The 18,981-nt window shown below is 65.0% G+C and carries 18 protein-coding genes and 1 tRNA gene; 14 read left to right on the top strand and 5 right to left on the bottom strand.

Annotation, left to right across the window (positions count from 1 at the left end):
• The first annotated feature begins 32 nt into the window (after positions 1-32).
• The 3 genes from LC062_RS17625 to LC062_RS17615 all read left to right on the top strand — a co-directional run bounded on the left by LC062_RS17625 (position 33) and on the right by LC062_RS17615 (position 4,274).
• Complete coding sequence (locus LC062_RS17625; protein ID WP_224912333.1) at positions 33-1,583, top strand: ABC transporter substrate-binding protein; 1,551 nt, start codon at positions 33-35, stop codon at positions 1,581-1,583.
• 103 nt (positions 1,584-1,686) lie between these two features.
• Positions 1,687-2,532 carry a metallophosphoesterase family protein gene (locus tag LC062_RS17620; RefSeq protein ID WP_224912332.1) on the top strand — a complete coding sequence of 282 codons (846 nt, stop codon included), beginning with the start codon at positions 1,687-1,689 and terminating at the stop codon, positions 2,530-2,532.
• Between the two features lie 5 nt (positions 2,533-2,537).
• Complete coding sequence (locus LC062_RS17615) at positions 2,538-4,274, top strand: ABC transporter ATP-binding protein (RefSeq protein ID WP_224912331.1); 1,737 nt, start codon at positions 2,538-2,540, stop codon at positions 4,272-4,274.
• A 195-nt stretch (positions 4,275-4,469) separates the two neighbouring features.
• Here LC062_RS17615 and LC062_RS17610 read toward each other — a convergent pair.
• Positions 4,470-4,545, bottom strand: a tRNA-Ala gene (locus tag LC062_RS17610).
• A 361-nt stretch (positions 4,546-4,906) separates the two neighbouring features.
• Here LC062_RS17610 and LC062_RS17605 point away from each other — a divergent pair.
• Genes LC062_RS17605 through folD form a run of 3 tightly spaced genes read left to right on the top strand, consistent with a single transcriptional unit; the run spans position 4,907 to position 6,494 of the window.
• Positions 4,907-5,197, top strand: coding sequence for a YggT family protein (locus LC062_RS17605; protein ID WP_224912330.1), 291 nt, complete (start codon positions 4,907-4,909; stop codon positions 5,195-5,197).
• Positions 5,198-5,213: 16 nt separating this feature from the next.
• Positions 5,214-5,543, top strand: a complete 330-nt coding sequence (locus LC062_RS17600; RefSeq protein WP_224912329.1) for a DUF167 family protein — start codon at positions 5,214-5,216, stop codon at positions 5,541-5,543.
• 54 nt (positions 5,544-5,597) lie between these two features.
• Entirely contained in the window at positions 5,598-6,494 is an 897-nt protein-coding gene (gene folD / locus LC062_RS17595) for a bifunctional methylenetetrahydrofolate dehydrogenase/methenyltetrahydrofolate cyclohydrolase FolD (protein ID WP_224912328.1), read from the top strand.
• Between the two features lie 107 nt (positions 6,495-6,601).
• On the opposite strand, the gene LC062_RS17590 is transcribed toward folD, so the two are convergent.
• The gene (locus LC062_RS17590; protein WP_224912370.1) at positions 6,602-7,210 is read right to left on the bottom strand and encodes a VUT family protein; all 609 of its coding nucleotides are present in this window, start codon (positions 7,208-7,210) and stop codon (positions 6,602-6,604) included.
• Between the two features lie 238 nt (positions 7,211-7,448).
• On the bottom strand, positions 7,449-7,748 hold the full coding sequence (gene rpmB / locus LC062_RS17585) for a 50S ribosomal protein L28 (RefSeq protein WP_224912327.1): 300 nt from the start codon (positions 7,746-7,748) through the stop codon (positions 7,449-7,451).
• 400 nt (positions 7,749-8,148) lie between these two features.
• Between rpmB and LC062_RS17580 the strand changes: the two genes are divergently transcribed.
• From LC062_RS17580 to LC062_RS17570, 3 genes are all read left to right on the top strand, one after another.
• Entirely contained in the window at positions 8,149-9,003 is an 855-nt protein-coding gene (locus LC062_RS17580; protein ID WP_224912326.1) for a DUF3108 domain-containing protein, read from the top strand.
• Between the two features lie 207 nt (positions 9,004-9,210).
• Positions 9,211-10,164: an acetyl-CoA carboxylase carboxyltransferase subunit alpha gene (locus LC062_RS17575; protein ID WP_224912325.1), complete on the top strand. Its 954-nt coding sequence runs from the start codon at positions 9,211-9,213 to the stop codon at positions 10,162-10,164.
• 203 nt (positions 10,165-10,367) lie between these two features.
• Positions 10,368-11,555, top strand: a complete 1,188-nt coding sequence (locus LC062_RS17570) for a L,D-transpeptidase family protein (protein WP_224912324.1) — start codon at positions 10,368-10,370, stop codon at positions 11,553-11,555.
• Between the two features lie 36 nt (positions 11,556-11,591).
• On the opposite strand, the gene pdxY is transcribed toward LC062_RS17570, so the two are convergent.
• The gene (pdxY, locus tag LC062_RS17565; RefSeq protein WP_224912323.1) at positions 11,592-12,464 is read right to left on the bottom strand and encodes a pyridoxal kinase; all 873 of its coding nucleotides are present in this window, start codon (positions 12,462-12,464) and stop codon (positions 11,592-11,594) included.
• 8 nt (positions 12,465-12,472) lie between these two features.
• The gene (gene ispG / locus LC062_RS17560; RefSeq protein ID WP_224912322.1) at positions 12,473-13,732 is read right to left on the bottom strand and encodes a flavodoxin-dependent (E)-4-hydroxy-3-methylbut-2-enyl-diphosphate synthase; all 1,260 of its coding nucleotides are present in this window, start codon (positions 13,730-13,732) and stop codon (positions 12,473-12,475) included.
• A gap of 218 nt (positions 13,733-13,950) precedes the next feature.
• Here ispG and LC062_RS17555 point away from each other — a divergent pair, with 218 nt between their 5' ends.
• The 5 genes from LC062_RS17555 (at position 13,951) to LC062_RS17535 (ending at position 18,618) form a co-directional block, all read left to right on the top strand.
• Positions 13,951-14,877: a 4-hydroxy-3-methylbut-2-en-1-yl diphosphate synthase gene (locus tag LC062_RS17555; RefSeq protein ID WP_224912321.1), complete on the top strand. Its 927-nt coding sequence runs from the start codon at positions 13,951-13,953 to the stop codon at positions 14,875-14,877.
• 106 nt (positions 14,878-14,983) lie between these two features.
• The gene (locus LC062_RS17550) at positions 14,984-15,769 is read left to right on the top strand and encodes a hypothetical protein (protein ID WP_224912320.1); all 786 of its coding nucleotides are present in this window, start codon (positions 14,984-14,986) and stop codon (positions 15,767-15,769) included.
• A 74-nt stretch (positions 15,770-15,843) separates the two neighbouring features.
• Positions 15,844-16,674, top strand: coding sequence for a hypothetical protein (locus tag LC062_RS17545; protein ID WP_224912319.1), 831 nt, complete (start codon positions 15,844-15,846; stop codon positions 16,672-16,674).
• A gap of 114 nt (positions 16,675-16,788) precedes the next feature.
• Positions 16,789-17,571 carry a 3-hydroxybutyrate dehydrogenase gene (locus LC062_RS17540; protein WP_318246114.1) on the top strand — a complete coding sequence of 261 codons (783 nt, stop codon included), beginning with the start codon at positions 16,789-16,791 and terminating at the stop codon, positions 17,569-17,571.
• Between the two features lie 30 nt (positions 17,572-17,601).
• A complete protein-coding gene (locus LC062_RS17535) occupies positions 17,602-18,618 on the top strand; it encodes a patatin-like phospholipase family protein (protein ID WP_224912317.1) in 1,017 nt (338 codons plus the stop codon).
• The last annotated feature ends 363 nt before the right edge of the window (positions 18,619-18,981 follow it).

Genomic DNA, 18,981 nt, shown 5'->3' with positions numbered 1-18,981 from the left:
CTGTTTCTCTTCCCCCCAATCGGAGACATTTCATGTTCCGTCTGCTTCTGACCACCGCCCTTGTCGCGCTGCCGCTGGTGGCGGCCGCACAGGAAATCACCGTGGGTGCTGCCAACGTGGCCCCCTACCTCGATCCGGGCCGCGATCACTCCAACGTCGGCTCGCAGTTCTACTACAACACCTTCGACACGCTGATCGACCGGGACCACGGCAAGCGGGAGCTTGAGTGGGTGCCGGCGCTCGCCACCTCCTGGAAGCTGGTCGAGCCGAAGGTCATGGAGTTCAAGCTGCGCGAGGGCGTGAAATTCCACAATGGCGCCGACATGACCGCCGATGACGTGGTGTTCTCGCTCAACCGCATGATGCAGGCCACCTTCCCGCCCTATGTGGTGCGGGCCAAGGATCGTCTGGGCAACTTCCTGCGCGCGGAGAAGGTCGACGACCTGACCGTCCGCGTGGTGGCTGAGCGTGAAGAGCCGCTTTGGGAAACCCTGATGTCCCTGCAGCAGGTCATGATCGTGCCCGAGGCCTACATCAAGGGTCTGACCGGCAAGGCCGACGTGGCCGAGGACAGCGACTACGAGGCCTTCGCTCTCGCGCCCGTGGGCACCGGTCCGTACAAGGTCGCCGCCTTCCAGCCCGGCGAGAAGCTGGTGTGGGAGCGGTTCGACGACTTCTGGGGCGAGACCGCGCCGCTGGAGCGCGCCACCGTCGTGCAGATCGCCGAGACCGCCAGCCGCGTTACCGCTCTGAAGACCGGCGAAGCGGACATCATCACCAACGTGGCGCCGGATCAGCTGTCGTTGATCGACAGCGATCCGAACCTCAAGACCGAAGGTTCGGCCACCGCGCTGTTCCACGTGATGATCATGAACCAGAACCACCCCAAGCTGCGGGATCCGCGCATCCGTCAGGCGCTGTCGCTGGCCATCGACCGCGACGCGCTCAACGAGGCGCTGTGGCTGGGCAAGGCGATCGTGCCCTCGACCCACACCATGGCCGAGATGGGCGCGCTGCATCAGCCCGATCTCGTCACCTTCGCGTATGACCCGGAGCGCGCCCGGAAGCTCCTGGAAGAAGCGGGCTACGACGGGTTCGAGATCACCTTCGACACCGCCGCGACCTATTACACCAACGGTCTGCTGGCCGCGCAGGCGATCATGGAGATGTGGAACGCGGTAGGCATCAACGGCCGGGTGAACGTGCAGGACCAGTGGTCCGGCAACGATCCGGAGATGATGGTGCGCAACTGGTCGAACCCGATGTATTTCGCCGATCCCTTTGGCTCCTTCGGCGTGATGTGGGCGCCCGGTGGCCCCTCGGAAAGCGAGGGTCGCTTCAACACCGATGCCGACTACGCGAAGAAGTGGGACCGCTTCCGCTTCTCCACCGACGTGGCCGACCGGAACGCCGCCTATGTCGAGCTGATGGAAGAGATCAAGCAGGATCCGCCGCTGCTGCCGCTGTACCGTCCCTTCGAAAGCTGGGGCATGAAGCAGTCGGTGAACTGGGCGCCGATGCCCGGGCACATCCCCTACGTGCTCGATTTCCGCGCCGGCAGCATTTCCTTCGCCGGCAACTGATCCCCGCGCTGACGGGGCCGGGCCTTCGGGTCCGGCCCCTTGCCCTGCGGCCCCATCCTCCACAGCCTCCACGCGCAGCTGGCGCGCTTTGACAGAGATCATCATGACCCGGATCGCCATCATCACCGACATTCACCACGGCGCCCCCTCGCACACCAAGCGCGGCGATACGGCGCTTGAGTTGCTCGCCGCCTTCACGGACTGGGCCAATGAGCAGAAGCCCGATCTGGTGCTCGATCTGGGCGACCGGATCTCGGACGTGGATGCTGAAACCGACGCGCGGCTGGAGCGCGAGGTGGCCGACATCCTCGCCCGCATCGAGGCGCCGCTGCACCACGTTTGCGGCAACCATGACCGTGACCACCTGAGCGTCGCTGACAACGAGGAAATCCTCGGCACGGCGCTCGCCAGCGAGGTGATTGACCTCGGTGCCTGGCAACTGGCGTTGTGGCGGGCGGATGCGCGTATTCACCGCAATGTGCCGCGCCCGGGGTTCGATCTGCCCGAGGCGGATCTGCTCTGGCTGTCGCGCATGGCGCAGCAGGCGGAAAAGCCCACACTGCTGGCCTCGCATGTCCCGATCTCCGGTCATGCCCAGACCGGCAATTACTATTTCCAGCGCAACCCCGGCTTTTCGACCTACCCGCAGGTCGAGCGTGCCCGCACCGCGCTGGCGCAGGCCCGCGTGCCGATGGCGGCCATCGCCGGGCACGTTCATTGGAACACCGTCACCACCGTCGACGGTATCCCGCACATGACCCAGCAGAGCCTGACCGAGAGCTTCACCACCGCCGGCGAGCCGGCCCGGGCCTGGGGACTGCTGGAGCTGGGCGAGACGATCCACTGGCAGGTGTTCGGCGACGATCCCTTCGAGGCGCGGTTGACGCCGTCCCGCCGCCGCTGGACGCCGCCGCTGGCGCCGTTCTTCGCAGACCTCGCGGCGGAGTAGGCGCCATGACCCCCAATCCCCCCGTCCTTTCGGTCAAGAACCTGCGCGTCGCCTTCGGCTCGGTCGAGGCGGTGCACGGCCTGAGCTTCGACATTCACCGGGGCGAAACGCTGGCGCTTGTCGGCGAGAGCGGCTCGGGCAAGAGCGCCACGGCGCTCTCGATCCTGCGGTTGATCGAACGCGAGGGCGGGCGGATCACCGGGGGCAGCATCCGGCTAGGCGGCGAGAGCCCGGCCGAGATCACCGAGCTTGCCCCGGCCGCGCTGCGGGCGATCCGGGGCGACCGGATCGCGATGGTATTCCAGGAGCCGATGACCTCGCTCAACCCGGTGATGACCATCGGCGCGCAATTGGGCGAGACGCTGGCGTTGCACCGGGGACTGCGCGGCAAGGCGGCGCGTGAAGCTGCACGGATCGCGCTGGAGCGGGTGCGGATCCCCGAGCCGGAACGCCGTCTCGGCCAGTATCCGCACGAGCTGTCCGGCGGATTGCGGCAGCGGGTGATGATCGCCATGGCGCTGATCTGCGAGCCGGACGTCCTGATCGCGGATGAGCCGACCACGGCGCTCGACGTCACCACCCAGGCCGAGATCCTCGCGCTCATCGCCGGGTTGCAGCGCGATCTCGGCATGGCGGTCCTGTTCATCACCCACGACCTCGGTGTGGTCTCCGAAATCGCCGACCGGGTGGTGGTGCTGAAGGATGGCAATCTGGTCGAGGAGGGGCGCAAGGCGGATCTCTTCACCGCGCCGCGCTCCGACTATGCCCGCGAGTTGCTGGCCGCCACGCCGCGCCTTGGCGGCGGCTCGCCGGCGCCGTTGCGAGGGGCGGAGACGGTGTTGGAGCTGCGCGATGTGGTCACCACCTACGGCGGTGGCGGTTTCCTGACCCGGTCCGAGCCGTTTACCGCCGTGCGCGGTGTTTCGCTGACCCTGGGCCGGGGCGAAACGCTCGGGCTTGTCGGCGAGAGCGGCTGTGGCAAGTCTTCGCTGGCGCGCACGGTCATGCGTCTGGTCGATCCCGCCGCGGGGGAGATCGCCTTGCTGGGTACGCGGGTGGACGGGCTGACTGCGGCCGCGCTGAAGCCGCACCGGGCGAAGATCCAGATGGTGTTTCAGGATCCTTACGCGGCGCTGAACCCGCGCATGTCGGTCCGCGATCTGGTGACCGAGCCGGCCCATCTGCATGGGATGGTCGCCCCCGGGGAGCGGGATGCCATGGCGCGCGAGTTGCTGGAGCGGGTGGCGTTGCCCGCCGATGCCGCCGAGCGCTATCCGCACCAGTTCTCGGGTGGGCAGCGACAGCGGATCTGCATCGCCCGGGCCCTGTCGGTCCGGCCGCAGATCATCGTCGCGGACGAGGCGGTTTCCGCGCTCGACGTCTCCAATGCGCGGCGCGTGACCGATCTGATGGCGAAGATCCAGCGCGAGGAGGGGGTGTCGTTCCTCTTCATCAGCCACGATATCGCCGTGGTCGAACGGGTCAGCCACCGGATCGCGGTCATGTATCAGGGGGAGATCGTGGAGGAGGGGGAGACCGCGCAGGTGCTGCACGCGCCGCGCCATCTCTATACCCGCCGCCTGCTGGCCGCCGTGCCGCGCGCCGATGGCGCCCATGTCTGTGCGCCGATGCCGCTGCCGGTCCCGCAACCATCCGATCGCGTGCAGCCGGCGGAAGCCGCCGCGATGATCCCGGTGCCGGTCGCCTGGCAAGGCCCGCTGGAATATGGCGGCGCGGCGTAAAGCCACGCTTGCCTTTGACCTTACAGCGCTATCGGCAGCAAGGCGCCGATAGCGCGCGGGGCGCCCCTTTACCGGCTTTTTCCACCTGCCCGCCCGCTCAGGGCGCGTAGAGGCGTGCAAATGCGCGTCCGCCGCCTGAAAGGCACGGCCGTTGCGTCATCGAATTTTCGTGGAAATGCAGATCTTTCGGGGAATTGGTGGAGCCGAGGGGAATCGAACCCCTGACCTCTGCAGTGCGATTGCAGCGCTCTCCCATCTGAGCTACGGCCCCAACGCCTTGGCGTTCAGCGGCTTTTAGGGGAGCGGGGAGGGTGCTGTCAAGAGCCATGGGCGCCGGCACACAAGAGAAGCGTGGGCGTGGGTCCGAAACGGCGCCAGGCGGCAGGTTGCAAGGGGAAAAGTCAAGCTGACCGGACCTTGTCCGGCGTCGTCGCGCCAGAGGGTTTGCCCCTGGGGCGCCCCGGTTTCCGGGTCGTCGCGCCTTATTCTCTCGGTTTCCATGAGGAGAAAGCGGAATCGCGCGACCGCCGCTGCGGCATCCCTTCCCGGTCTGCGGCCTTGCGGGGCGCGCGTGCTGCCGTTACATCAGGGCAATCGCAAAATCCCTGGTCCGATCCGGAGCCTTCTCGCCCATGCGTGCCATTCTCGACGTTCTTTTCCTGATCCTGAACCTCTACACCTGGGTGATCATCGCCAGCGCGATCTTTTCCTGGCTCTATGCCTTCAACGTGGTCAACCCGCGCAATCAGTTTGTCTCGATGATCGGTCAGGCGCTCTACAACCTCACCGAACCGCTGTTGCGGCCGATCCGCCGGTTCGTGCCCTCCTTCGGCGGGCTGGACATTTCGCCGATCGTGCTCTTGCTCGGCATCTTCCTGCTGCAGCGGCTGATCGCCTATTACGTCTACCCTTACGTCTTCTAAGGCCAGGAGCCGGGAGATGACCGGTGTCGATCCCCTTCCCTGGCGCGTCTCGGGCTCCGGGCTCAGGCTGGCGGTGCGGGTCACGCCCAAGGCCAGCCGCGACGGGGTCGATGGGGTCGAGACCCTGTCCGATGGCCGCCCGGTGCTGCGCCTGCGGGTACGGGCGCTGCCCGACAAGGGCGCGGCCAATGTGGCGACGGTCAAGCTTCTGGCCAAGCAGCTGGGCCTCGCCCGCAGTGCCGTCACGCTGGAAAGCGGGGCGACGGCGCGGCTGAAAATCCTTCACCTTGACGCAGATCCGCAAGAATGTGCCGCACGGTTGATGGAGCTGTGCGGCGGCGAATGATCAGACTGTGCCCGGAGCTTTTTCGCACGTGGCGCATAACCCATCGGAGACGAGATGACCGCAACCCTGATTGATGGCAAGGCGCGGGCCGCACGGCTGCGCGAGGCGGTGAGCGGCGCGGTGGCGGCGCTGAAGGCAACCGAGGCGCTGACCCCGGGATTGGCCGTGGTGCTGGTCGGCGAGGACCCGGCGAGCAAGGTCTATGTGGCCAACAAGGCGCGCCAGACCGAGGAATGCGGCATGCGCTCCTTCGAGCATCGGCTGCCGGAGGAGACCTCGGAAGCCGATCTGCTGGCACTGGTCGAGCGGCTGAACGCCGATCCGGATGTGGACGGTATTCTGGTGCAGATGCCGCTGCCCGGGCATATCGACACCGACAAGGTGGTGCTGGCCATCGATCCGGCGAAGGATGTGGATGGCCTGCATCCGCAGAACGCGGGCCGCATCGTTCTGGGCAAGCCCGGGCTGGTGCCCTGCACGCCGCAGGGCTGCGTCATCCTGGCGAAGGAAGCGATGGGCGGCGATCTCTCCGGTGTCAACGCGGTGGTGCTCGGCCGCTCCATTCTGGTCGGCAAGCCGGTGGCGCTTCTGCTTCAGAATGAAAACTGCACGGTGACCATGGTGCATTCGCGCAGCCGCGATATCGCCGCCCTGTGCCGGTCGGCGGATCTTCTGGTCGCGGCGGTCGGGCGGCCGCAGATGGTGCGCGGCGATTGGGTCAAGCCGGGCGCAACGGTGATCGACGTGGGCATCAACCGGGTGCCGGCGCCGGAAAAGGGCGAGGGCAAGACCCGGCTCGTCGGCGATGTCGCCTTTGACGAGGCGGTGGAGGTTGCCGGGGCGATCACGCCGGTGCCGGGCGGCGTCGGGCCGATGACCATCGCCTGCCTGCTGGCGAACACGGTGGTGGCGGCCTGCCAGCGGCGCGGCCTGGCCGTGCCGGCGATGTAACACGCCGCACCTGTTTCAGCGCTCCGGACCTGAGAAGCTCTTCAGGCCCGGAGCGTCGTTTTCTTGAAGCTCGGAACGTAGGCGCCGGTCAGCTGGTCCGGAAGGTGTCAGGCGCGGCTCGGGGAGCCGGTCAGGGCGAACCAGGCGAGCAGCAGCCGATAGGGCAGCAGCAGCGCGGCGGCGACCAGCAGCTTGACCGACAGATCGCCAAGCGCCCAGGACACCCAGCGCGGTACCTCCAGCGCGAAGACGCCGAGCAGCGGGGCCGCCTCGGCAGCGAAATCGTCGTGATGGCCGAGCAGCGGAGTCGCCAGAGCGGAAAAGGCGATGCCGAAGAACAGCAGCGTGTCGAGCAGCGAGCCACAGACCGAGGAGACGGCCGGGGCGGTCCACCAGGCGAAGCGGCGCAGGCGGTCGAACACGGCGATGTCGAGCAGATGGGCCATCAGGAAGGCCGAGCCGGAGGCAATGGCGATGCGCGGCGTGGCGGCGAAGATCGAGATGCCGACCGCCAGCGCGAAGCCGATCATCACCACCTTGCGGGCCGCTGCCGGGCCGAAGCGCCGGTTGGTCAGATCGGTGACGAGGAAGGCGGCCGGATAGGTGAAGGCGCCCCAGGTCAGAAGATCGGCCAGATTGATGCCGGCCAGCGTCGCATGCACCGGATACTGGACAAGCACATTCGAGGCGACCACCACGGCGGCCATGGCCAGCATGGCGTTGAAGGCGTGAAGGCGGGTGAAGCTGGGGGTGTCGGTCACGGGCAGTCGATCCTTGTCGCCGGCGCCGGACAAGGCGCACGGGGGCTTGGGCGTGTCAGGCGCCGATTTTCGCCTTTCTGGGGCGAACGGGGCGCAAACACCAAAAGAGGCGCCGCGGCGCCTCTCTTCTCATATCCGGATCATGTCGGGGGACGCAAGCAACTTTCCGTAGCGGAAATTGCGTCCCTCGCGATCAGCTGGCCGCAACGGCTTCGGCCTGGCGACGCCGGATCTCGGTGCGCAGCAGCCGCGCCTTCGGCGACAGATCGCTTTCGGCGGCCTTCATCAGGAACGCGTCGAGACCGCCACGATGCTCAACCGAGCGCAGCGCATGGGCGCTGATCCGCAGCTTGTAGGTCTCGCCAAGTACGTCGGACATCAGCGAAACATTGCACAGGTTCGGCAGAAAGCGGCGACGGGACTTGTTGTTGGCGTGGCTGACGTTGTTGCCGGTCATCACGTCCTTGCCGGTCAGTTCGCAACGGCGGGCCATGGGACACCTTCTCTCAATCGGGTTGTTCGGTGAGGCTCGCGCCTCTTGGTCGAAACTGCCAATCCTCGCGCGGACCTGATGGGTCCGGCACTGTCCGACCGGCATTTCATGGAAAGTCGGCTTGCTATAAGGGGCATCGCCGGCGCCGTCAAGGCATCTTGCGCCAGCAACTTGCGAAAGATCGAGGGGCGGGTCGCCCGTTGTCCTCCCGCGCCTATCCGGGCACCTGCCTTCGCCGGTTTGACGCGCTCTTCATTTGCAGTCCATTAACCATGCGGTTACCCTGAGCGATGAAACTTGCGTGAAAGGTGCCGCCCCGTCGGCATGATGTAACCCACGATTTTGTTTCTGCCCCGGCTTCAGGCCCGGCGTGTGTCGCCGCGTTTCCGGTGAGGTTCCGATGACCAGGCTATCGACCGTTTTCACCCGCCTTGCGCGGACCTCCCTGCCCGTGCTCGCCGGTGCGTCGGCACTGGCGCTTGCCGAGGCGCCCGTCGCCCAGGCCGAGACCACCAAGCTCGGCGGCGTCTACGATATCTCCGTCTCCGGGCTGAAGATCGCGCGCGGCTCCCTGTCCCTTGTGGTGCAGAGCAATGCCTATTCCGCCAAGGTGGTGATGGAGCCCGCCGGGATCGGTACGCTGTTTTCCACAGGCAAGGGCGGGGCGGAGGCCTCTGGCTGGCTGAACGGCAAGCATGTGCGGCCGGCGCGCTACAAGATGGCCTCGCGGGCGGCGGACCGGGATTTCTTCGTCGATCTTGCGCAAGGTTCGGGCCGGGTCCGCTCCATGCGGGTCACGCCGAAGTTCAAGCCCAATGCCGAGCGCATCAAGGTGACCGACCGGCACAAGCGCAATGTGGTCGACCCCTTGAGCGCCATCCTGATGCCGGCGGCGGCCACCCGCGGCGCGCCGGATGCCTCGGTCTGCAAGCGGCGGATCCCGGTGTTCGATGGCTGGACGCGGTTCGATATCCAGCTTGAGTACAAGGAGATGCGGGAGGTCTCGGGCAAGGGCTATGACGGCCAGGTGGTGGTGTGCTCGGCGCGGTGGATCCCCGTTGCGGGCCATCGCCCGTCCCGGGCCTCGGTGAAATACATGAAGGAAAACCGGCGGATGGAAGCCTGGCTCGCGCCGATCGGCTCCAAGGGCGTGTTCGTGCCTTATCGGGTGGAGATGGCGACCAAGAACGGCACCCTGGTGGTGCAGCCGCGCAAGCTGCGGTTCACCGGCGGGCGGGACCAGGCCGCGCGCTAGCAGGGCCAAGGCGTGCCGGCGGAGATTTCGCCGGTTGCCGGAGGGTTCCCCTGAATTGGCGGGAAACCGGTCTTGAAAACGGCCCTTTGCCGCGCCACTTGAATGTGATCGCGCGCCGCTCTTGACAGGAGGGGCGTGTCTCGCCAGTTTCGCGCCGCAGACCGCGGGGCATATCCCGACCCCGCATAGCGCCGAGATCGTCTTTCCATGCTCAGTTTCCTCGACTTCGAAAAGCCCGTCGCCGACCTTCAGGGCAAGGTGCACGAACTCAAGGCCGTCGCCGGCACCGGTGAGACGGTGGAAGTCTCCCAGGAAATCGCCCGCCTCGAACAGAAGGCGGAGCAGACGCTGAAGGAGCTTTATGCAAAGCTCACGCCCTGGCAGAAGACCCAGGTCGCGCGTCATCCGGACCGGCCCCATGCGGTGGATTACATCTCCGGGCTGATCGAGGATTTCACGCCGCTGTCCGGCGACCGCAGCTATGCCGAGGATGCGGCGATCATTGCCGGCATTGGCCGGTTTCGTGGCCGGTCGGTTGCCATTCTCGGGCAGGAAAAGGGCGCGGATACCCAGTCGCGGCTGAAGCGCAACTTCGGCATGGCCCGGCCGGAAGGCTATCGCAAGGCGGTGCGGATCATGGACATGGCGGAGCGGTTCTCGCTGCCGGTCGTGTCGCTGGTCGATACCGCGGGCGCCTATCCGGGCATCGGCGCGGAAGAGCGTGGTCAGGCCGAGGCGATTGCCCGCTCGACCGATGCCGGCCTCGGGCTGTCCACCGCCAGCGTGGCGCTGATCATCGGCGAGGGTGGCTCGGGCGGAGCGATTGCCATTGCCACCGCCAACCATGTGGCGATGCTCGAACATTCCATCTACAGCGTGATTTCTCCCGAGGCCGGTGCCTCGATCCTGTGGCGGGACAGCGCCCGGGCGCAGGACGCGGCGACCAACATGAAGATCACCGCGCAGGATCTGATCGGTCTGCGGGTGATCGACGAGATCATCGAGGAGCCGCTCGGCGGTGCCCATCGGGCCAAGGAGATCGTCGTCGATCGGGCGGGGACGGCCATCGAGGCGGCGCTGGCGCGGTTCGACGGCATGAGCGCCGAGGAGATCCGGGCACAGCGCCGCGCGAAGTTCCTGGAGATCGGCCGCACGCTGTAGCGCCGTCACGCCGGTCGTTTTTCTGCCGCCAAATTGCCGGAATTCTGAGTCAGCAAGTACCCGCTGGGGTCGTGGTGCTGGCCGGTTTCGTGCCGCCAGCATGGGTTAACCGTAGGTAAACCGGTTCCCGCTAGGCTCCGGTTTGGTATAAATCCTTGTCTGGAAACCGCCGTATGGCGGCGCGCTGAGGGTGGATTGACGACATGTCTCAGGAATTTGCCCGGTTCGGGTCACGGCAGGTGAAGACGGTGGCCGCGCTGGCGCTGGTCGGCGTTCTCGGGGCATGTCAGGCGGATGAGCTGGGCTATGGCCCCAAGCACCTCAGGCCGATCAGCGACGAGTTGAAGAGCAAGATCACCCGCCTCGGCATGGACAGCAAGAGCCCGATCATGCTGCGGATCTTCAAGGAAGATTCCGAGCTGGAGGTATGGAAGCAGACCAAATCCGGGCGCTATGCGCTGCTGGAGAGCTTCGAGATCTGCAAGTGGTCGGGCAAGCTCGGGCCGAAGTTCAAGGAAGGCGACCGGCAGGCGCCGGAAGGCTTTTACGAAATCACTCCTTCGCTGATGAACCCGAACTCCAGCTACCATCTGGCGTTCAACATGGGCTACCCGAACAAGTTCGACCGCTCGCACAATCGCACCGGGTCGCATCTGATGGTGCATGGTGCCTGCTCTTCGCGCGGCTGCTATGCCATGACCGATGCGCAGGTTCAGGACATCTACGCGCTGGCGCGCGAAAGCTTCAAGGGCGGTCAGCGCTCCTTCCAGGTGCAGGCGCTCCCCTTCCGCATGACCGCGAAGAACATGGCCGAGCATCAGGACAGTCCGCATATCGACTTCTGGCGGATGCTGAAGCGTGGCTCCGATCATTTCGAGGTGACCAAGCGGCCGCCGAAGGTCGATGTCTGCGACAAGGGCTATGTCTTCGACGCGGTGCCGCTGGTGGAGGGCGTGCCCTTCCGCGCCACCGCCAAATGTCCGGCCTACGATGTGCCTGATCCGGTCGAGCAGGCGGTTGCGGTCAAGCAGAAGAAAGACCGGGACCAGGTGGAGCAGATCGTCGCCAGCCGCAAGCGGTCGGAAGAGCGCAAGGCGCAGATCGCCGCCATTTTCGGTGGCGGCGCGGCTCAGGATGCGGATGCGGAGAAAGCGCCCGCCGATCCGGCGACCGGTGTTGTGACTGCGTCAGTACCCGCAGCCACGGCGACAACCACAGCATCGAGCGAGCCCACCGCCACGGCTTTCGCGCCGGAGCCGGCTCAGCGAAAATCCTCCGGCGGTTTCTTCAGCCGGCTGTTTTCCGGCGGGGATGAGGCGGCGGCGACCGCTGCCTCCCCAGCCACTTCGGCCGGCGGGGTCGCACCGCTGCCGGCCGCCAAGCCGCAATAGCGCGGCAAGGCTCACGCGGCAGGTCCGCACCGGGTCTCAGGCGCGGATCGGCAGGTCGAGGATGCGCCGGCAGGAGACCATCGCCATCGGCCCGACGAGCGAGGCCTGTTCGCTGGCGATCAAGAGGTCGCGTGCGCCCTGCCGGACACTGCGCGCCACCATCTCGAAGGTGGTGCCGGCGGCCCGCTTCAGGGCGGTTTCATCATCCAGGCCATCGAGAAGATGAGCGGCGAACAGCGCCGACATCAGATCGCCCGTGCCATTGGGCGCATCGGGAACGATGCCGTGTTCGGCGGCAATCGCCCCCTTGGCGGTCACCAGGAGGTTACTGACCGCATTGCGCCTGAGGGCGGGCGCGGAGGTGACGAGGACGCGTCTTGGTGCCAGCGATCGGGCGGCGGCGATCGCTGCCTGTTCCGTGTCGGCGGCAAGGCCGCTCATCCACTTCAGCTCGAACAGATTGGGGGTGGCGACATCGGCGCGCGGCAACAGGTCGTCGCGGATGGCAGTTGCCGTTTCTTCCGGCAGGTAGAGGCCGTTGTGATCGCCGCAGACCGGATCGCACAGGTAGAAGGCGTCCGGATTGACCTGCTTGATCTTGTCGACGAGACGGGCAAGGCCGTGCGCCTGGCTCGGCGCGCCGAGGTAGCCGGAGACGACGGCGCCGATGTTGGCCAGCGTGTCGGCCCCCAGAAGATCCTCCACCAGCGCGGCGAAGGTCTCGTCGGAGGCCACATGGCGGGCACCGCGCCCCTGTCCGGGATGCCAGGGCAAGAGCACGGTCGGCAGGAACCAGACCTTGAAGCCCAGGCGCTCCAGCGCGAAGACGGCAACCCGGCCGCCAACGGCGCCGCGCACCACCTGGGAGTTGACGACGAGGATCTCCGGCCGGGGGGCGCCGGGCGTCATTGGCGCGCTCATTCGGCGGCGGACCGGGAGCTGGAGCCGAACCGGTTTTCGATATAGCTGTCGACCATCGCCTTGAACTCCTCGGCGATGTTCTCGCCGCGCAAGGTGGCGACCTTCTTGCCGTCAATGAACACCGGCGCCGCCGGGGTCTCGCCGGTGCCGGGCAGGGAAATGCCGATATCGGCGAATTTGCTCTCGCCCGGCCCGTTGACGATGCAGCCCATCACCGCGACATTGAGCGCCTCGACGCCGGGGTATTTCTCGCGCCAGACCGGCATCGACACGCGGATGTTGTCCTGGATGTCGCGGGCCAACTCCTGAAACACGGTGGAGGTGGTGCGGCCGCAGCCCGGGCAGGCGGCAACCACCGGAACGAAGGCGCGGAAGCCCATCACCTGCAGCAGCTCCTGCGCCACCTGCACCTCGCGGGTGCGGTCGCCGCCCGGCTCCGGGGTCAGCGACACGCGGATGGTATCGCCGATGCCCTGTTGCAGCAGGATGCCCATGGAGGCAGCGGAGGCGACGATGCCTTTGGTGCCCATGCCCGCCTCGGTGAGCCCGAGATGCAGGGCGTAGTCGCAGCGGGCGGCGAGATCGGCGTAGACGGCAATCAGGTCCTGCACCTGACTGACCTTGGCGGAGAGGATGATCTTGTCCCGGCCCATGCCCAGCTCCTCGGCGCGGGCGGCGGACAGGAGGCCGGACTGAATGATCGCCTCGCGCATCACCGCATTGGCCGGCGCCGGCTTGGCGAGCCCCGCGTTCTCGTCCATCAGATGGGTCAACAGTTCCTGATCGAGCGAGCCCCAGTTGACGCCGATGCGCACCGGCTTGTCGTGGCGCAGGGCGATGTCGATGATTTCCGAATACTGCCGGTCGCGCTTGTCGCGAAAGCCGACATTGCCCGGGTTGATGCGGTATTTGGCCAGCGCCTCGGCGCAGGCCGGGTGATCGGCGAGGAGCTTGTGGCCGATGTAGTGGAAATCGCCGACCAGTGGCACGAAGCAGCCGATCCGTTCCAGCCGCTCGCGGATCTTCGGCACCGCCGCCGCCGCCTCGTCGCGGTCGACGGTGATGCGCACCAGCTCCGAGCCGGCGCGGGCAAGGGCGGAGACCTGGGCGACCGTGCCGTCGATATCGGCGGTGTCGGTGTTGGTCATCGACTGGACGGCAACCGGTGCGCCGCCGCCGATGGTGACGGAGCCGACCCGGACGGGGACGGAGATCCGGCGCGCCGCCGGCCCGAAACTTGTCTGTTCGCTGTGCATGACGCCGATCCGCGTTTGTCTGGTCGCGCCCGGCGGGGACGCGGGGCGCTCGCAATCCCGCAGATTGAATAGGACGCACGGGGCCTGCGCGCAAGGGGCGGCGCATAGCCGGTCGACGGGAGACCGTGAGGGCGCGCGGCCGGGTCTGCATCTTCCAGATGAGATGCAGCTTGACCTCGCGGGTCGCAGACCGCATCTGAACGGGGAGAGGGTGCCTCATGCTTTTGATCGTTGTCAGTCGCAGTCTGAAACTTGCCCGCAGCCGGCTGGGCACGTTCTTTGCCGCCGGCTGGGCCTATATGTTGCTGCTGCTGGCGGTGAACCTGGCGCTCAGCGTGGCGATGACCCCGGATACCGGCTTCCAGACCGGCTCCTACATGATGGAGCCTTTTGCCGCCGGCGGCAGCATCGATGATGCCGATCGGGCCAAGGCGCTGCGGGGGCTGGCCGTTCTTGCCAATCTGCTGGCGGGGTTTTCCATCGCCATTGCCTATGTGCGCCGGATCGTCACGGGGCGGCGCGAGTTTTTCCTCGCCTTCGGTCTGCGCCATGTGCGGGTGGCCTGGGAGCTGTTGCTGCTTGGCCTGCTCGGCACCGGGATCCTGATGGCGTTGTTCTTCGGCGCCGCGTTTACGACGCTGATCGCCCCGCCCGTCGGCGCGGCGCTGATGATCGCGTGTCTGCCGCTGTCGATCATGCTGGTGCAGCGTTTCTCGTTGGTGTTGCCGGCGGCGGCGCTGGATGATCCGCTGACCTTGCGCGAGTCTTGGCGGCTGACGGCGGGCCTCAGCTGGGCGCTGACAATTGCCGCGATTGCGGTTCTGGCGATTGTCGGCGCCGCGGCCGGTATCTGGGCGCTGCTGCTGTGGCTGTTCGATGCGGCGCTGGCACCCGGCGGCAGCGGGCCGCTCGCACAAGTGCGCTCCGCGCTTCTGCCGATGGGGGGGATGGTGATCGTGACCTGGTTGCTCTCCAGCCTGCATGTCACCGTCTATGGGCTGGTGCGCGAGCGGGTGGCGCGGCAGGTCGGGCTGCAACAGGCGGAGGTGGAGCGGGCGGCGCGGCTGCGCGGCGAGCGCCAGCGGGCTCAGGCGACCCGGGCGGTGGCGGCGGTGCGCGATATCGGCCGCCGGCGGAAGCGGTAGATTTTACAGCTTTTTTGCGGAAAATACCTTGCATGGGTTGTGCCGAGCGGGTTTCCTGCAGGCGCTTCACGTATCGCAATGCATCTGTCAGGGTCCCGGGGGCTTCATGTTCGTCACCACCACCAGCCGGCTGTTCGTCGGCGCGTTCAAGGCGCTGTTTTCGAATTTCGACAGCCTGATCAAGATATGCTGGGCCTGGTATGCGCTCCTTCTTACGGTCCAGCTTTCCGCAATTGTTTTTCCTGGCGACATGGTCGGGACGGGGGCCGTCGGTCCTCGGGATATCGTCTTCACCTTCGTTGCCGTTGCTCTTTTCTTTGTCTCCAGCAGTTCCATTGCGGTCGCCTGGCACCGGTGCCTGTTGCTGGAGGAGGCGCCCCGCAGCTTCCATCTGAAGGTCGGGGCGCGGGAGGTAACCTACCTTCTGAAGATGCTTCTGGTTGGCGTGATCGCTATCGTTCCGGCAGTTATCGCGGTGACCTTGGCGGGGTTGCTGGCGGGTATGGGCGGGAGGATGCTCGCTATTCTATCCGGCTTTGTGTTCCTGGCGTTTTTCCTGCCTTTTCTCATGCGGTTGAGCCTGATCCTTCCGGCCGCCGCTTTCGACGAGAAGCTGTCGATCGGCGAGGCCTTCCGCGACAGCGAAGGCCTTGGTTTTCCGATGGCGCTGGCGGCGATCGGGCTGGGCTTGATCGTCGGTGCGGTCTCGGCAGTGCTCGACTATCTGACGCCGGCGGGCGGTCAGTTGATGGCCGCGTTCGCCACGGTGATCCTTTCGCTTGTCCTGCAGATCGTGACGACCGCGCTGCAGATCAGCGTTCTGACCGGCGGCTATTACATCCTGCGGGAGCGGCAGGCGAATGCCGCGCAGCAGGGGCAGCCCCCAGTCTGAGCGTGGCGCCGGAGGACTAAGGCGGTTCCCGGCTTCTGAAGCCCCCTGTACGAAACATCGAGGTTCAGTAGGGCATGTTTGCAACCACCAGGCAGCTTCTTACCGAAACGCTCAGAGTCGTATCTTCAAACCCCATCCTCGTTGTGAAGGTTTGTGGCGCCTGGACGGTTCTGAGTGCCATGACATTTCTAATCACGGGAATAGAGCCTGACGATTACCTTGATATCGCTTCGTCGTTTCAACTGCTTCATATTCCTCCCATGATCATATTGATGATCGGGTTGACCTCGGGGGCGGTGACGTGGATTCGTGCCATTCAGTTGAATGAAGATGTCTTTTGGATTAATTTAAATTTAAATTCGAGATATATTCGTTTATTTATCAAATATTCATTTATTACATTGGGAAGTTTTAGTATTGCGTTTACTGTCGCGAGATTTTGTTCTCATTTTTTTAATATATTTTATTACAGATATTTGTTAAATGATGGTAACTCTCTTTTTCTTTTCTTGCTTCCGGATAATCTTGATTATTTTTTTTATGTATTTATCTTCTTATATTTTTTTCTGACGTCTCATGCTCCTTCGTCGCTTGTTGTTCCTGCTATTTCTTTGGGGCGGAATTTAACTATATCTCAAGCAGTAAAGTTAAGTGAGGGGGCTCGATTTTCTATTTTTGTTTTGGCGGCTCCGTTATTTTTGTCTATGAAAATAGCAATATTGTTTTCTTTGAGATTTATCGCGGTGAATGGTTTATATTCACCTTTCGGAATTTTATTTTTATTTCTTGTATTTGCCATCTTGCACGTCGGATCGGTTGTCTATGTAACTCTCCTGACCCGTGCCTATTTCCTCCTGCGGGAGCGGCAGGCGAATGCCGCGCAGCAGGCCCAGCCCCCGGTCTGAGCGCGGGGTGCGCCGCCGGAGGGCTGATGTTGCGGTGCAATGCGATCTCATGTTGTATGAGCGAAACAGGCCGGCGGGCGTTCGCCGGTCGGTGTGATCGGGAGAACCGCCTTGATGCTGTCCAATAAAACCGCCCTTGTCACCGGCTCCACTTCGGGGATCGGTCTTGCCATGGCCCGCACCTTCGCCCGCGTGGGCGCCAATGTCGTCATCAACGGGTTCGGCGATGCCGCCGCGATCGAGGCGGAGCGGTCCGGCATCGAGAGCGAATTCGGCGTTTCCTGCCAGTATTCCGGTGCCGACATGACCCGGCCGGACGAGATCGCCGGGATGATGGCGGATGCGGCCAAGACCTTTGGCACGGTGGATATTCTGGTCAACAACGCCGGTATCCAGCATGTCTCGCCGGTGGATGAGTTCCCGGTGGAGAAATGGGACGCGATTCTGGCGATCAACCTCTCCTCTGCCTTCCACACCATCCGCGCCGCCGTGCCGGGCATGAGGGAAAAGGGCTGGGGCCGGATCATCAACACCGCCTCCGCCCATGCGCTGGTCGCCTCGCCGTTCAAGAGCGCCTATGTGGCGGCCAAGCATGGCATCGCCGGCCTGACCAAGACGGTGGCGCTGGAAGTGGCGCAGCATGGGGTGACGGTCAATGCCATCTGCCCGGGCTACGTCTGGACGCCGCTGGTGGAGCGGCAGATCCCGGACACGATGAAGGCGCGTGGGCTGACCGAGGAAGAGGTCAAGCGCGACGTCTTGCTCGCGGCCCAGCCGACCAAGGAATTCGTCACCGTCGAGCAGGTGGCGGCGATGGCGCTGTATCTCACCGGCGATGCGGCCTCCTGCATCACCGGTACGATGATGCAGCTCGATGGTGGCTGGACGGCGCAATAAGCGCGCCGTACCGGGGCGGGAGACGAGACGATGACCGTGAAGGCCAAGCCGATCAATCTCGCCCTGCAAGGGGGAGGCGCCCACGGCGCCTTCACCTGGGGCGTGCTCGACTGGCTCCTGGAGAGCGAACTCTTCACCTTGAAGGGCCTGAGCGGAACCTCGGCCGGGGCGATGAACGCGGTCGTGCTGGCCGCCGGCCTGCATGAGGGCGGCCAGGCGGGGGCGCGCGACGCGCTGCATCGGTTCTGGAAGGCGGTCAGCAATCGCGCCTGGCTCAGTCCGATCAAGCGCACGCCGCTTGATGTGATCATGGGCCAGTGGAGCCTCGATCTGTCGCCGAGCTATCTCGCCTTCGATCTCGCCTCGCGGTTTTCCTCGCCGTACGAGTTCAATCCGCTCAACATCAATCCCTTGCGCGAGGTGGTGGAGGAGACCGTCGATTTCGAGCTGGTGCGCGCCTGCGATCATCTCAAGGTGTTTCTCGCCGCGACCAATGTGCATACGGGCAAGATCCGCGTGTTCTCAGGGCCGGAGATCACCCTGGACGCGGTGATGGCGTCCGCCTGCCTGCCGCATATGTTCCAGGCGGTGGAAATCGACGGCGTGCCCTATTGGGATGGCGGCTACATGGGCAATCCGCCGCTGTTTCCGCTGTTCGGCACCACCGGAACCGAAGATACGGTGCTGGTGCAGATCAACCCGCTGGAGCGCAAGGAAACGCCGCGCACGGCGCGGGAGATCCTCAACCGGCTGAACGAGATCACCTTCAACTCCACGCTCTTGCGCGAAATGCGGGCGGTGGAGTTCGTCGGCCGGCTGATCGAGGACGGCAAGCTCGACCGCAAGGACTATCAGAAGGTGCGCATCCACCGGATCGTGGCGGAAGGGCTGAAGCCGTTGCAATCCTCCTCCAAGGTCAACGCGGAATGGCCGTTCCTCACCCATCTCAGGGATCTGGGGCGCGGCGCGGCGGAGACCTGGGCCGAGGAGAATTTCGCGGCGGTGGGCGAACGCTCCAGCATCGATCTGCGCGCGGAGTTTCTTTGAGCGGATCGCGGATGCGCCCCGTCGGGTAGGGTGAGGCGCTGTTTACCTTTCGCTAACCGGTTCAGGCAGTTTGCAAGGCGGGATGCGATGCAGTGGTCCTTGTCAAAAGGTTAATGAAATCAACATATTGTTTTGAGGGATTGGCGACGACCCAGATCTGGGAAATTCAGCGCGCCAACGATTTGGCAAGGGTTTTGCTCCATCTTTGGCGCGCTGATAGTCAGGTAGTGCGTCGTCAGCGATCGGCGGACGAGGGAAAACGGCAAATGCGACCCCGCTGTTTTCCTTCGTCCCGCCCATCTTGCCGGATGCCTCATGGTGCATCCGAATTTGCCGCAGCCTATCCGAGCCGTTCCCCCGGGA

This window comes from Stappia indica (genome assembly GCF_020177335.1).
In the GTDB taxonomy this organism is placed as follows: Bacteria; Pseudomonadota; Alphaproteobacteria; order Rhizobiales; family Stappiaceae; genus Stappia; species Stappia indica_B.
Note: the sequence above shows the minus strand (reverse complement) of the source record. Positions and strands in the feature narration are given on the sequence as shown.

Coding starts and splice junctions, on each gene's coding strand:
- LC062_RS17575 (WP_224912325.1), top strand. CDS start 9,211: ATGCTCAGTTTCCTCGACTTCGAAAAGCCCGTCGCCGACCTTCAGGGC.
- rpmB (WP_224912327.1), bottom strand. CDS start 7,748: ATGGCCCGCCGTTGCGAACTGACCGGCAAGGACGTGATGACCGGCAAC.
- LC062_RS17580 (WP_224912326.1), top strand. CDS start 8,149: ATGACCAGGCTATCGACCGTTTTCACCCGCCTTGCGCGGACCTCCCTG.
- LC062_RS17555 (WP_224912321.1), top strand. CDS start 13,951: ATGCTTTTGATCGTTGTCAGTCGCAGTCTGAAACTTGCCCGCAGCCGG.
- pdxY (WP_224912323.1), bottom strand. CDS start 12,464: ATGACGCCCGGCGCCCCCCGGCCGGAGATCCTCGTCGTCAACTCCCAG.
- LC062_RS17570 (WP_224912324.1), top strand. CDS start 10,368: ATGTCTCAGGAATTTGCCCGGTTCGGGTCACGGCAGGTGAAGACGGTG.
- LC062_RS17590 (WP_224912370.1), bottom strand. CDS start 7,210: ATGCTGGCCATGGCCGCCGTGGTGGTCGCCTCGAATGTGCTTGTCCAG.
- LC062_RS17600 (WP_224912329.1), top strand. CDS start 5,214: ATGACCGGTGTCGATCCCCTTCCCTGGCGCGTCTCGGGCTCCGGGCTC.
- LC062_RS17550 (WP_224912320.1), top strand. CDS start 14,984: ATGTTCGTCACCACCACCAGCCGGCTGTTCGTCGGCGCGTTCAAGGCG.
- LC062_RS17605 (WP_224912330.1), top strand. CDS start 4,907: ATGCGTGCCATTCTCGACGTTCTTTTCCTGATCCTGAACCTCTACACC.
- LC062_RS17540 (WP_318246114.1), top strand. CDS start 16,789: ATGCTGTCCAATAAAACCGCCCTTGTCACCGGCTCCACTTCGGGGATC.
- LC062_RS17620 (WP_224912332.1), top strand. CDS start 1,687: ATGACCCGGATCGCCATCATCACCGACATTCACCACGGCGCCCCCTCG.
- LC062_RS17535 (WP_224912317.1), top strand. CDS start 17,602: ATGACCGTGAAGGCCAAGCCGATCAATCTCGCCCTGCAAGGGGGAGGC.
- LC062_RS17625 (WP_224912333.1), top strand. CDS start 33: ATGTTCCGTCTGCTTCTGACCACCGCCCTTGTCGCGCTGCCGCTGGTG.
- LC062_RS17545 (WP_224912319.1), top strand. CDS start 15,844: ATGTTTGCAACCACCAGGCAGCTTCTTACCGAAACGCTCAGAGTCGTA.
- LC062_RS17615 (WP_224912331.1), top strand. CDS start 2,538: ATGACCCCCAATCCCCCCGTCCTTTCGGTCAAGAACCTGCGCGTCGCC.
- ispG (WP_224912322.1), bottom strand. CDS start 13,732: ATGCACAGCGAACAGACAAGTTTCGGGCCGGCGGCGCGCCGGATCTCC.
- folD (WP_224912328.1), top strand. CDS start 5,598: ATGACCGCAACCCTGATTGATGGCAAGGCGCGGGCCGCACGGCTGCGC.